The organism is Actinoplanes sp. NPDC004185 (assembly GCF_053603475.1).
Window position 1 is genome coordinate 1 of sequence record NZ_JBSGFR010000092.1, and the last position, 12,193, is coordinate 12,193.

The 12,193-nt window shown below is 65.8% G+C and carries 11 protein-coding genes; 4 read left to right on the plus strand and 7 right to left on the minus strand.

Annotated features, from left to right (window positions below):
* Positions 1 to 90: 90 nt before the first annotated feature.
* Positions 91 to 1,260 carry an FAD-dependent monooxygenase gene (locus tag ACWEOZ_RS43260; protein ID WP_451916491.1) on the minus strand — a complete coding sequence of 390 codons (1,170 nt, stop codon included), beginning with the start codon at positions 1,258 to 1,260 and terminating at the stop codon, positions 91 to 93.
* Between the two features lie 77 nt (positions 1,261 to 1,337).
* On the opposite strand from ACWEOZ_RS43260, the gene ACWEOZ_RS43265 reads away from it, so the two are divergent.
* The 3 genes from ACWEOZ_RS43265 to ACWEOZ_RS43275 all read left to right on the plus strand — a co-directional run bounded on the left by ACWEOZ_RS43265 (position 1,338) and on the right by ACWEOZ_RS43275 (position 4,096).
* Complete coding sequence (locus ACWEOZ_RS43265; RefSeq protein ID WP_451916492.1) at positions 1,338 to 1,823, plus strand: MarR family winged helix-turn-helix transcriptional regulator; 486 nt, start codon at positions 1,338 to 1,340, stop codon at positions 1,821 to 1,823.
* Positions 1,824 to 1,958: 135 nt separating this feature from the next.
* A complete protein-coding gene (locus ACWEOZ_RS43270) occupies positions 1,959 to 3,188 on the plus strand; it encodes a glycosyltransferase (protein WP_451916493.1) in 1,230 nt (409 codons plus the stop codon).
* Positions 3,185 to 4,096 (plus strand): glycosyltransferase family 2 protein, encoded by a 912-nt coding sequence (locus ACWEOZ_RS43275; RefSeq protein WP_451916494.1) that lies wholly within the window; start codon positions 3,185 to 3,187, stop codon positions 4,094 to 4,096. Before ACWEOZ_RS43270 ends, ACWEOZ_RS43275 begins: the two co-directional genes overlap by 4 nt.
* Positions 4,097 to 4,120: 24 nt before the next feature.
* On the opposite strand, the gene ACWEOZ_RS43280 is transcribed toward ACWEOZ_RS43275, so the two are convergent.
* The 6 genes from ACWEOZ_RS43280 to ACWEOZ_RS43305 form a co-directional block, all read right to left on the minus strand.
* Positions 4,121 to 5,176 (minus strand): glycosyltransferase family 2 protein, encoded by a 1,056-nt coding sequence (locus ACWEOZ_RS43280; RefSeq protein WP_451916495.1) that lies wholly within the window; start codon positions 5,174 to 5,176, stop codon positions 4,121 to 4,123.
* A gap of 1 nt (position 5,177) precedes the next feature.
* Positions 5,178 to 6,500, minus strand: a complete 1,323-nt coding sequence (locus ACWEOZ_RS43285) for a lipopolysaccharide biosynthesis protein (RefSeq protein ID WP_451916496.1) — start codon at positions 6,498 to 6,500, stop codon at positions 5,178 to 5,180.
* Positions 6,497 to 7,933 (minus strand): O-antigen ligase family protein, encoded by a 1,437-nt coding sequence (locus tag ACWEOZ_RS43290; protein WP_451916497.1) that lies wholly within the window; start codon positions 7,931 to 7,933, stop codon positions 6,497 to 6,499. Before ACWEOZ_RS43290 ends, ACWEOZ_RS43285 begins: the two co-directional genes overlap by 4 nt.
* A complete protein-coding gene (locus tag ACWEOZ_RS43295) occupies positions 7,930 to 8,757 on the minus strand; it encodes a Wzz/FepE/Etk N-terminal domain-containing protein (RefSeq protein ID WP_451916501.1) in 828 nt (275 codons plus the stop codon). The genes ACWEOZ_RS43290 and ACWEOZ_RS43295 overlap by 4 nt, the downstream gene beginning before the upstream one ends.
* Entirely contained in the window at positions 8,757 to 10,178 is a 1,422-nt protein-coding gene (locus ACWEOZ_RS43300) for an exopolysaccharide biosynthesis polyprenyl glycosylphosphotransferase (RefSeq protein WP_451916498.1), read from the minus strand. The genes ACWEOZ_RS43295 and ACWEOZ_RS43300 overlap by 1 nt, the downstream gene beginning before the upstream one ends.
* Before the next feature lie 180 nt (positions 10,179 to 10,358).
* Positions 10,359 to 11,318 carry an NAD-dependent epimerase/dehydratase family protein gene (locus tag ACWEOZ_RS43305; RefSeq protein WP_451916499.1) on the minus strand — a complete coding sequence of 320 codons (960 nt, stop codon included), beginning with the start codon at positions 11,316 to 11,318 and terminating at the stop codon, positions 10,359 to 10,361.
* 651 nt (positions 11,319 to 11,969) lie between these two features.
* On the opposite strand from ACWEOZ_RS43305, the gene ACWEOZ_RS43310 reads away from it, so the two are divergent.
* The coding region (locus ACWEOZ_RS43310) for a hypothetical protein (RefSeq protein WP_451916500.1) at positions 11,970 to 12,193 on the plus strand (224 nt) is incomplete at its 3' end.

The window sequence follows — 12,193 nt, forward strand, 5'->3', positions numbered from 1 at the left end:
CGCTACCACGCCACCGTGACCATCGCCTCGATCATGATCTGGCTCCGCGCCAACCCAGACCGAGCCCGCCCATGATCCGTCAGATTCGCTCTAGAAGGCCGGAAGCGTAAGGGCCGAGTGCTCGGGCCGGCCCTCAGCGGGCGGGAGGGAGTCGAGGCCGCGCAGCATCTCGTTGCGCTTGGCCAGGGCTTCCTCCGTACGAGGGAAGAGGGTGGAGTCGCCCTCGCCGACGAGATCCTGGTTCATCTCGACGAACGGCCGGGTGGCCTTCTCGAATGCCGCGAAAGCGGCCTCGTGGTCTGCGCCGGCCTTCAGGGCGCCGGCGAGCATGTAGGCGCCGACCAGGCCCAAGCTGGTCCCCTGCCCGGTCAGGAACGACGGGGCGTAGGCGGCGTCGCCGACCAGGGCGACCCGCCCGGCGGACCACCGGGGCATCCGGATCTGACTGATCACGTCGAAGAAGAGATCGTCGGCCGAGCGCATCGCGGCGACCATGCGGGGGATCTCCCACCCGTCATCGGCGAAGACCGAGGCAACGAGCTCACGTTGCGCCTCGGGGTCGCGGAAGGCTTCGTACGGCGGCTCCTCCCGGGCGAAGGTCAGGAAGCCGTGCACGTTCTCGCGGTCGCCGACCGCGTAGACGGCGGCCCCCCGGCCCGGGCGGCTCCAGGCCAGACCCTCACGGGAGAGGCCGAGCTCGTTCGGCATGGTGAATCCGGCGAAGCAGTGGCCGAGGTACCGGTGGAACTGCGCCTCGGGCCCGAAGGCCAGGCGCCGGGTGTTCGAGTGCAGGCCGTCCGCGCCGACGACGAGATCGAAGGTGCGCTGCGCTCCGCTGCGGAAGGTCACCTCCACCCCGTCCGGGCGCTGGTCGAGGGACGCGATGCTGTCCTCGAACCGGAACTCCACATCGTCGCGGACCGTGGCGTACAGGATCTCGGTGAGGTCGCCCCGCGGGATCTCCAGGTCCCGGCCCTCGACCCCGCGGACCACGACGTCCGGCTTGACCGAGGTGATCACACTGCCGTCCGGGTTGAGGAAGGTGAGCCGTTCCGTGTTGATGTGGGCCTCCCGCAGCTTCGGCAGGACCCCCATCCGGTCGACGACTTCCAGCGCTGTCCCGCGGATGTCGATCGGATAGCCGCCGCCGCGGATCGCGTCCGCCTTCTCCACGACCGTGACCTCAAAACCGTGTCGCCGCAGCCAGAACGCCAGTGTGGGACCGGCGATACTCGCGCCGGAGATGAGTACCCTGCTCATGACCTGCCTCCCAGGTAGCTACCTCAGGTATCTATCCCGGAAACCATATACCTAACTTAGGTATCGAAACGAGCGTGATGACCGACACCACCGACGAGGCGGAGTTCGACCTGCTGGCCGTGCTGCCCCGCCTGAGTCAGCTCGGCACGGTGATGAACCGGAGCCGGCTCATCGAACGCGCCACCGAGAGCGCCGGCGCCGACCTCGACCGCCCGGCGATATCGGTGCTCGTCACGCTGCACATGGGAGGCGGACCGCTCCGGATCGGCGAGATCGCCAAACGGATGCAGGTCGTCGGCCCGCACGTCACCCGCCAGGTGCACGAGCTGGAACGGCGCGGCCTGGCCCGGCGGATCCCCGACGCGCTCGACCAGCGGGCCCGGCTGGTCGAGCTGACCCCGGACGGAACAGCCGCGGTGGAGCGCTACATGGGGACCGTGCTGGGCCTGCTCGGCGACGTTCTCGCCGACTGGTCGCCGGAAGACCGCCGCACCTTCGGACGGCTGCTGGAACGCTTCGCCACCGACCTGACCACCCGTCTCCACACCCTGGACGACGAGTAACCGGCGCAGGCTTCCGGGCCACCAGTTCCGGAACGGCCACAGCGCCGCTCACGAAACACCGCAGATGTCCGTCACCCGCCTTGTGAAGTCCTCGTTTATCAACGATGACGTCGATTGTCGGTAAGCGAGGCGACCGTGAGTGACACCGCTGTTGGGACGGACGCAGGCGGCATGCGGCTCGGCGTCTACGTCGACACGGTGGTCGACATCAATCACGGCGACATGTCCATCGTGCAGACCAACGCCGCCAGTTTGGCGTTCCTGTCCTTCGTCTGCGAAGTCGGATCCCGTTTTTCCAGTCTGACGATCTTCGCCAGGCAGTCACCGAACGCTGGAGCCGACTTCTCCCTGCCCGGCAAAGTTGCCGTCGCCGGCCTGCCTTACTACCCGACGGTGTCGCCCAGTGCATTGGCGACCAACGCCCATGCGACCGTCCGTGCAATGTGGCGACACCTCGACAATGTCGATCACGTCTGGGTTTTCGGGCCGCATCCCTTCGGGCTCCTGCTCACCGCCCTGGCTGCGGCCCGGCGCCGGAAGGTGACGCTCGGCGTCCGGCAGGAGACCCTGGCCTATTTCTCCAGCCGGATGAAGCCGGGTGTCCGCGGCGCCGGACTCTCGCTCGCGGTGCGACTGCTGGACGCGTCCTGGCGGCTGCTGTCGCGGAAGCTGCCGACGACGGTCGTCGGTGCGGGCAGCGAAAAGGCCTACGGTGGACCACGGGCCGGTCTGTATCCGATGAGCATTTCGCTCGTCCGGCGCCGCCATCTCAGCCCGGTCGGCCCACGGCGTGAGCTGACCGATCCGATCGAGTTGCTGTCCGTGGGCCGGCTGGCACCGGAGAAAAATCCGATGCTGCTGCTCGACGCGCTCGCGATATTGCATGCACGCAGCCCGCACCGGTTCCGACTGACCTGGGTCGGGGATGGCGAGCTGCGGTCGGCAGTCGGCGAGAGGGTGGCAGAGCTCGGTCTTCAGAATGTCGTCTCACTGCCAGGATTCGTGCCGATCGGTCCGGAACTGATGGAGTATTACCGCCGCTCGGATCTGTTCGTCCTCGTCTCGGTGACCGAGGGTTTGCCACAGGTTCTCATCGAGGCTCAGGCGAACGCCGTTCCGATCGTGGCGACCGACGTCGGCGGGGTCGGCGTGGTGCTCGACAACGGCAGAGCCGGCGTTCTGGTGCCGTCAGGCGACCCGGTGGCGTTGACGGAATCGATCGACAGCCTGGTCGCCGACGACAAGCGGATGACCGCTCTGGTGAAGCGAGGGCGGGAACTCGCGGAGATGCGAACCTTGGAAGAGACCTCCGCTTCGACGGCTGCCTTCCTCGCGGCCGGCGCCCGACAGGAGACCGAGGCATGAGCGCCGTCACGAATGGACGCCCCCGGGTGGCGTTGATCATCCCGTGCTACAACGACGGCCGTTTTCTCTCCGAGACCCTCGAGTCGGTGCGGGAACAGGAGCAATGCGAGATCGTCGTGGTGAACGACGGCTCGACTGACGCGCGCACGCTTCAGGTCCTGGAGGAGTTGCGTGAGGCCGGCGTCCAGGTGGTCACACAGCCGAATCAGGGGCTGTCCGCCGCCCGCATGACCGGCGTCAGGCAGACGAGTGCGCGATACATCTACCCCCTCGACTCGGACGACCGGCTCGCGCCCGGAGCCCTGCAGCGCCTCGCGGACGTACTGGACGCGCGGCCCGAGGCGGACCTGGCCTGGGGTGACTACTCCTGTTTCGGCGCTTTCACCTGCCGGGTCCCGGGCGCTCGCAATCTCGACCCGTGGCGGATCACGTACATCAACGAGGTTGTCGTCGCCAGCATGATCCGGCGCAGCGCACTGACCACGGTGGGCGGCTGGGACATGGGCTCCGGGTTCGAGGACTGGGACCTCTGGATGAAGCTCGCCGAGGTCGGCGCGCAGGGCGTATATGTCCCCGAAGTGACCTTGCACTACCGCCAGCACGAAACGCCGAGGATGTATCGGGAGAGTGTCGGTCGCGCCGATTCATTACGCACCCAGCTACGCAGCCGCCGACATCGTCTGTTCGCCGAACGAAAGGTGAACTGGCGGCTTTCTCAATCGTCGTGGGGGGTCAAGGCGATGTTTCCTGTCGTCGGCATCGTGCCCGGCCTCCCGGAGCGTCGACGGCAGCAGTGTTACGCCCTCATCCGGGACGTGTTCGAACCCGATATGAGTTCGGAGATGTTCTGGGGTCCCCGTGCGCGACTTCGGCGGTGGCGCCGCCGATCGGCAGCCGCCACGTCGTGACGCCCGGTCACTTGAGGGCCTGCCTCAGCCGCGAACGCCGCTCAGCCTCGAAGAGCTGCGCTGAACGGCCGTTCGCGCCAGGTACGCCAGGGCGCCGACGGCCGGCCCGAACCGCATCGATCCGGCGAGGAAACCGGCACCCCAGGCAAGGTGCATGACGGCGAAAACGGCGGGCAACAAGGCACAGTCAACAGGTCGTTGTCCGCGACCCACTTCGCGGCCGGCGACCATGGCCGCGGCCACGAGCCACGCTGCGATGCCGGTACGCGGCAGCCAGCCATAGGGTCCGGGCAGGAACGCCAGGGCGGCGACGAGCGAGAATGCTGGTGGCAGGACGTGTGATCGTCGCATGCTCGTAGGATGGCGCCGACAGGTCTTGGCCCGGTACTGCCCATAACGCCAATACTGACGGGCCAGTGAGGGCAGGCTGTCGCGTGGGGTGTAAGTGGCAGCCATCTCCGGAAGGCAGACAATCCGGCCGCCGGCCGCGCGCACGCGTGCAGCCAGTTCGCCGTCCTCGTTGACCGGCCAGCCTTCATCCCAGCCGTTGAGGTTCTCGAGCGTTCTGCGAGGCAGGATTCCGGTGAACCCGGTGTCGGCGTCCTGCTCTGGGCCGAGGCGCCGGAAGGTTGCACCTCCGATGCCCATCGGCGTGTTCAGCGCCATGGCCACGCGCCTCGACCATCGGCCGTCACCGGCCGCGAGCGCCGGTCCGCTCACCCACTCGACGCCCCCGGCTCCGAGGCGTGCCAGCCCGGCGGCCAGATAACCCGCCGGATAGAGCGTATGCGCGTCCATCCGCGCGATATAGCTGCCCCGAGCCGCGCGCAGGCCGATGTTGAGTGCCGTCGGGATCTGCCGTGCCGGGTTGTCCAGGATCCTGATCCTCGGATCTCGGACGGAGACATTCTCCACCAGTTCCCGGCTCCCGTCGCTCGATCCCCCGTCGATCACCAGGATCTCCAGTCCGCCGGGCACCTGCTGGCTGCACATCATCGCCAATGTGGTTTCGATGTGTGACGCCTCGTTGAAGACAGGCACCAGCACCGATACCGCCGGAGTGCCACTGTTCTGCGGCATGTCATCCCTTCCGCCGGTTCAGCGACCGCATCAGATGTGCAATGTCGGACGAACGCGGCAACAGCGAACGGTATTGCAGGTGAAGCGTTCGATGGACGAGGCCCAGCGCGACGATCCCGCAGATCAGATAGGAGACCGCGGATGCGAAGGCCGCGCCGGTCGCGCCGAACGGCGGGATCAGCACCACGTAAAGGACGATCGCGACGGCGAACCCGGCACCGTGAGCGATCGACTCGTGCATCGGCCGCGATTGGGCTACCAGTGCGGTTCCGAAGATGTTCAACGCCATCAGCCCGAAGGCGCCGAAAGCGAGAATCCGGAGGTCGAGCACGGAGTCCGAGAATTCCGAACCGAAGATGGTCACGCAGAGGAACGGCGCGGCCAGCACCGCTCCACCGACGATGATCAGCACGAGCACGACGAGGACGCGAAAGATGCGAGCCGACTGACGACCGGCCTCCGCGGCCGAGGCCCGCAGCAGATCCGGCCGGAAGGTCACGCTCACCGCCCGGGACAAATGAACGATGGCGTCGAACCATGCCACGGCGACGCTGTAGGTACCGAGCTCACGGGCACCGGCATAGGCCCCGAGCATCCAGTTGTCCAGACGGTAGGTGCCGGTCAACATGACGCTGCCGAGGTGGCTGCGCAGTCCGAACCCGACTATCTGCCGGAGAAGCTGCGCCGAAGGAACGGCGAATCCGGACGCACGGCCGACGTGGATCACGACCAACCCGGTAGAAACCGCGAGACCGACCACCCAGTTCGTGACGGCAACGCGGATCGTCAGGCCGTCCACCGCCGCAAAGCCCACATTGAGGGCGACGGTGGCCAACGGCGCGCTGATCCAGCCAAGGCTGGCCAGCCCCAGGTCATATGAGGCACGGGCCAGGTTGAGGAAGTTGGTCTGCAGGATCGAGATCGGGATCGCGCTGATCGCGATCAGCACATCGACGTCGGTCAGCTGGATTCCCGGGGTCGGGACGACCCGCAGAACGATCCAGGCCGCTGCCACGCCCAGCAGGCCCAGCCCGCCTGCGAGCAACACACCGGCACCAGCGAGAGCCGGCCGTTCTTCCGGCCGGGTTCCACTGATGTTGACCATGGCCTCGTAGGCGCTCAAAGTGGCCAGGAACGCGACCAGCCCAGCGACGCTCGTGAGAAAGGCAACCTCACCGCGGCCACTGGCGCCCAGCACGCGCGCGGTCAAGACCACGTTGGCCAGACCACCAGCGGACGCGGCCAGGAATGACCCGTAGGTCTGGACCGCCGCGCGGAGCATCGGCGGCCGGTGGTCTGCGGGCAAGGCCTGCGTGTCTTTCATGACGCGGGGCACGATGCTGCAACCGGCGTCATGTCCACCTGGCGTTCTGGGTGCCACGATGTCTCGGCCCGCGCCAGCGAAAGCAGGACCGGTCCGATGGCGAGCACAAGCCACAGCCTGTAATCCCGCGCCATGCTGAGGAATGCGGCCGAGCCCAGCATCGAGATGACGGCGACCGCCACGCTGCGGCTCAACGCGGCCAGGTCGCGACGACCGCTCACGGTGAAGTGGTGAGCGGCACGCAGCGAACACCAGGTGCAGAACGCGACGACCGCGAGGAAAAGCACGAGGCCGATCACGCCGGTGTCCGCCCAAAGCTGCAAGTAGGCGTTGTGGGCCACCAACGGTTGTTCCGCCAAGGCCGACGCATTCCGCACCTCGCCGATCTCCAGCGCGACGGCCGGTTCATGAACCTGAAAGTTGGCCAGACCCAGACCCGCGATGGGACTTTCCAGCGCCAGGTGGAGGGCGGCCCGCCACAAGTCCTCCCGGCCCGACCCGCCGTCGCTGGAGACCACCAGCCGTTGCCACGCCGCCGGGAAGTTGTAGAGCCACAATGCGGCCGAGCCGGCTGCGCACACCGAAGCCGCGAGTACCCAGCCGATCGCCTGCCTGAAGATCACCAGCGCTGCGATCAACGCGACACCGGCTGAGACCACAACCATGCGCGACCCTGTTCCGGCCGCGGCCGCCGCCAGCACCAGGATCGCCACCGCGATCGTCGACCGGACCCAGAAACGGCGAACCGCACACGCCAGACCGAACGCCATGATCGCCGCCGCGACGAGTCCGGCACCCAAGATGTTGGGGTCTCCAGCGGCGCCCGAAATGCGGTTGTCTGTGCTGGTCAGCGGGTCGGCGGAGGCGGAAGCCGTCGAGCGCAGGGCGATCATGCCGGTCGTGGCGGCAAGCGTTGCGGAGGCGACAAACGTTGCTACCAGGAGCAGAAGGCGCCTGGTTGAGGTGATGCGGATCAACACCAGGGCGAAAACCGTCAGCGCGATCGCCCACGGCCAGTACTCACCCACCGCGGCCGCCGGGTCGCCGGCCCACAGCATCGTCGCTCCGAACCACGAATACATCGCGACGACGAGGACGATCAGCCAACGGAACTCATGGATTCGTTCGTCAGTGATCGACCGGCGCCGGACCGCGTCCAAGGCCCACGCGGCCACACACAGCACAAAGCCCACTTTCAACAGTGCGTTGCCGGCTGCGCTGTACGGGACGAACATGGCCGGCAACCAGCAGAGCAGGCCCGCGGTCGGATTCAGGAAGCAGCAGACCGCGAGGGCCACTGCGCCTACCGCACCGACCGCAATCCGCGCATCGATCCCGACCAACACCCCGAGGGCCGGCGCTGCGCAGATCACAGCCGGAACCAGGAACATGCCGTCGAACTGCGCAGGCCGCCTGTGCAGAGCGGCTGTCACCTGTCCCAGCCGTGGATGTCCAGCCTGTGACCAGGCTTCTGAGTTCCGTCGTCGAACCTGGTCATGCGAGTTCTTGCCCATACTCCGGCGACGGCGAGGCAGAGACCGAGGAATGCCGACAATGCGATCTTGTACTGTGCCGGCAGGCCGGCTGGGGAAGTCGGCAGGCTTGCGGGCTGAGCCATCGACAGTGAGGGATCACCGGTTCGGGCCATCAATTCGAGTCGCGCCCTGGTGGCCTGGTTCGGTTTGCCGGCGGGCAGCTTGTTGCGCAGGGCGAGAAGGTCAGCCGCCCGTTTCTTGATCTCCGAATTTCTCGTCGCGAGGGCGTTCTCCATGAACGCCGTCGCCAGCCGGGCGGCAGCAGATGGCGAGTCGGCCTGCGCTTTCACCTCGACGACATAGCTTTGTCCCAACGGCTCGAGAGATACACCTCGATCGACGGATGCCGGGTCCCAGGGCGCGCCAAGCGCGGTGGCGGTGGCGGCTGCGGCGGTCGGTGTGTCAAGCAGCGCGACGGCCGTCTGCAGCGACCGCGCGGGCTCGACGGACTCGCTGACGAGGCCCAGTCCCGGCATATCGGCCTCGGTCGTGACGGGTGCGACCAGGATGCGTGCGGAAGCGTCCCACTTCGGCGGCACCACATACACATAGCCGGCCGTCGCAGCGACACACGCGGTGACGACCAAGGCAACGAACCTCCAGTGACGGACCATTGCGCCCAGCGTCCGAGCTGATGCCGGTGGCATCAACCCCATACCGGCGATTGACGCCTGCCGGCCCCGAGCCGCCGTGCTCGGCTTTTCCTTGAGTTGCGGATTCATCACCGGGGAGCGCCTACTCGACTAGGTTCGGGAGCAACGGGGGTCGCCTGGTTGGGAAACGTGAGGAAGCTACCTGAAGCCACTGCCGGGTATGCACCGGCGTCCTGCCACTGACGATCGAATACCACGGTCCGGACGGTTTCCAGCAGAGTCACGCAATCTACGGAGAACGAGCGATGCTTGATGTAGTAAAGGTCGTAGCAGACCTTCAGTACCGACCCGTCCTCAGATCCCGCGTAACCACCACGCACTTGGGCCCAGCCGGTCAGGCCCGGTCGCACAAGATGCCGGACGTCATAGTAGGGAATCGACGAACGCAAACGTTCCGCGAGGACCGGTTGTTCGGGTCGCGGGCCGACGATACTCATGTCACCGCGAAGAACGTTCACGATCTGTGGTAGCTCGTCGAGGTGAGTGCGGCGCATGAACCGCCCGATCCAGGTGACCCGGGGATCCGTACGGGACGACCACTGCTGGACCGCGCCGGAGGACCTCATGGAACGCAGCTTCAGAATCTCGAAGGGACGGCCGCGCTCGCCGATCCGGATCTGACGGTAGAAGACCGGGCCGCCGTCCAGCTTGACGAGAACAATGAGGGGAATGAGCACAGGCACGGCGACGAGGCCGGCCACAAGGCTGACGACCACATCGAAGATCCGCTTGCTCCGTGGAATTTCTTGCCGATAGCTCGGGTGCAGCACCGACTCGAGCCAGCACGGCTCGATCGCCGCCAGCGGTGTCAGCCCGAATGTGTCCTCGTAGAAAGAGGCCAGCGAAAGCACGCGCACCTTCAGGTCGAGACAGCCGGCGGCCAGCAATGCGAAGACGGAACGACGGGTCTCCTCCGAGGTAACCAGCAGGAGGTCGATCCCGTTGGCCTCGATGATGGCAGGCAGCTCACTTTTTGAGCCCAGATGGTGGTTGTCGCTCTGGAGCAGATTGGCCGATCGCTCCGCGACATATCCCACGATCTGACCGGCGGCCGGCTGAAGTGCCAGTTCGCGGGCCAGCGTCGCGGCCAGGTCCGAGTCGCCGAAGAGCGCGATCCGGACCGTTTTGCGTTTCGACTGCCGGCGGAAGGACAGCAGGACGATGCCCGCGCTGCCGATCAGACAGACCGCCACGAGATTGCGCGACGGAATATGCATCGGTTGCGTGAAGAGGCCGGACACTTGCGTCATGAACAAGATCATCAATGGTGCACTGGCCGGCACCAGCCGCTTCGCGAACGGAAGAAAATGAGCAAAGGGACGACCGCTTCGGATGATCAAAAGGGATATGCACATGGCCGCCGTGACGGCTGGAGTCTCATACCAAGTCAGCGACTCGGTCACGGCGGCAAGCCCGATCGTGGCGATCGAGACGAGCGTCGCGATTTCAATGCCTCCCACGTCCGGTGCGCTACGGAATCGCTCTCGCACGGCGGCATGCTCCTGTTTCCGGTTTTGGGCGTGGCCCGCTCGATGACTCACGGGCCGGACGACAACGTTTTCAATTAATTGTGCATGATCGCGTCGCCGCAAAAGGCTGGCCCTCTTATGTTCACTCGCCAGGGATCAGCCGAACCGGCACGGCAGCCATGACCGGTCGGCGACTCGCCCTCAGTCACACGCCGACGTGACCTGGAACTCAGACGTTGACCGTCGGAACCAGTCGATCGTCGCGCGTAGGCCACGATCCAGACTGGAGTCCCGTGCCTCGGGCATCAGCATCCGCAGTCGGCTGTTGTCCGCTTGCGAGTCCCGGACATCGCCGGGCCGGACCGGGGCGAATTGCAGATCAATCGGCCGTCCGATGATCGATTCAATCGCCTTGGCCACGGTGAGAACCGTTGTTCGCGTGCCGAAAGCCAGGTTGACGGGCGCCGGGCTGGACACCCCGTTGAGGGCCGCGTCGGCAAGAACCTTTACCAATGATCCGACATAGGTGAAGTCCCTGGACTGAGTTCCGTCACCGTAGATGACGAGAGGCCGGTCATGAAGGGCCGCGTCGATGAACGAGGGGATGACTGCCGCATACGGATGGTCCGGCGACTGGAACGGGCCGTAAACATTGAAGAATCTGAACGAGACGACCGGGAATTTGTAAGTCGACGCATAGGCCAGCGCATACGATTCGGCGGCAAGCTTGTTGGCGGCATACGGGCTCACCGGCAGAGCGGCGTCGTCCTCATTGCTGGGTAGCTTCTGCGTATTGCCGTACACGGCCGACGACGAGGCGAACACGAATTGTTTGTGGAACTCTCGACAGGCTTCCAAGATGCCGATAGTACCGTTCACGTTCACGTCATGACTCGAAAGAGGATCCGTGACCGAAAGGGGCACGGATGGCTGGGCGGCCAGGTGAACGACCGCGTCACTGTGACTGACCAATTCCGCCACGGTGTCACGGGAGAGGATCGTGTCCTTGACCACTTCGACCGCGAGCGACGCGATGTTGGAAATGTCTCCGGTGCAGAAATTGTCGAGCACGGTGACGCCTTCGACGTCGGGCCGTGCGAGCAGCTCGCTGCACAGATTTGCGCCGATGAACCCGGCTCCGCCCGTAACCAGAATTTTCATCTTCGGTCCCACCCAATTAATGCAGATCGATTCGACACAGCGACAAGCGCCCTGCTCTCATCGGAGCCGATGCGATTGAGAGCGCCCTTGCCTTACTTATTTTCGGCACCTTGCCCGAGCTCCGCGACAGCGATTGTGCTTTTCAGCCGGACGGCGTAGAGCGTTGATAGTTGAGGAAATCCTTCCCGGGCCTGCCCACCCCGCGGGACGGGTGGGCATCGTTCACTGACGATCGATGTCAACGCTGATCAACGAGACCTGGGTGGCCTGGTGACGGACGATACGGCGCCGAACCCGGCGAATGGGCTCGCCGCCAGGAATTCACTGGGAAGGGCTAGCCCGATCAGCCGCTGCGGGTCACGCTGCCCGTTCACCGAGAAAATGCGTTCGGCCAACGGTCACCCGACTCAGCGACACGGCGGGAACCGGATGCGAAAAGCTTTTCGATCGAGGTGGCTCGGTGCGTGCGCTGAAGTTGGCACTCCCCTTGTCGGACCCCACCGAGCGCGGCCGGGCGGGCCGAGGTGCCGGGCTCTACGCACTTTCGTGTGGTCTTGGCTCCGCGAGTACTCCCTCGCGAGGGGCCGACATTGGACACCGGTAACCGTTCCGGGCACGCTGTACCCGTCGCCTTGGGGTCTGCTTGGAGAGATGCGATACACGTTCATGCGAACTGCATCCGGCCGAGCCGTCGCGGTCTTGCTGCTGGTGGCCTCACTGGCCATGTCGGTTGTCGGATGCCACAGGTCGGCCGACGCCCCAGACGGTTTCGTGAGCCAAGATCCTCGTGTCGGTGGGCGTCTGTTCGCTGCCACCAGCCCGTTCAACCAGGTCATTCCCGTGAACCCGCAGCTGGATCCGAAGTCCGCGGACTA

Excerpts from the sequence above, each read along its gene's own strand:
- ACWEOZ_RS43260 (WP_451916491.1), bottom strand. The coding sequence starts at position 1,260 with ATGAGCAGGGTACTCATCTCCGGCGCGAGTATCGCCGGTCCCACACTG.
- ACWEOZ_RS43285 (WP_451916496.1), bottom strand. The coding sequence starts at position 6,500 with ATGAAAGACACGCAGGCCTTGCCCGCAGACCACCGGCCGCCGATGCTC.
- ACWEOZ_RS43305 (WP_451916499.1), bottom strand. The coding sequence starts at position 11,318 with ATGAAAATTCTGGTTACGGGCGGAGCCGGGTTCATCGGCGCAAATCTG.
- ACWEOZ_RS43295 (WP_451916501.1), bottom strand. The coding sequence starts at position 8,757 with ATGAATCCGCAACTCAAGGAAAAGCCGAGCACGGCGGCTCGGGGCCGG.
- ACWEOZ_RS43280 (WP_451916495.1), bottom strand. The coding sequence starts at position 5,176 with ATGCCGCAGAACAGTGGCACTCCGGCGGTATCGGTGCTGGTGCCTGTC.
- ACWEOZ_RS43265 (WP_451916492.1), top strand. The coding sequence starts at position 1,338 with ATGACCGACACCACCGACGAGGCGGAGTTCGACCTGCTGGCCGTGCTG.
- ACWEOZ_RS43275 (WP_451916494.1), top strand. The coding sequence starts at position 3,185 with ATGAGCGCCGTCACGAATGGACGCCCCCGGGTGGCGTTGATCATCCCG.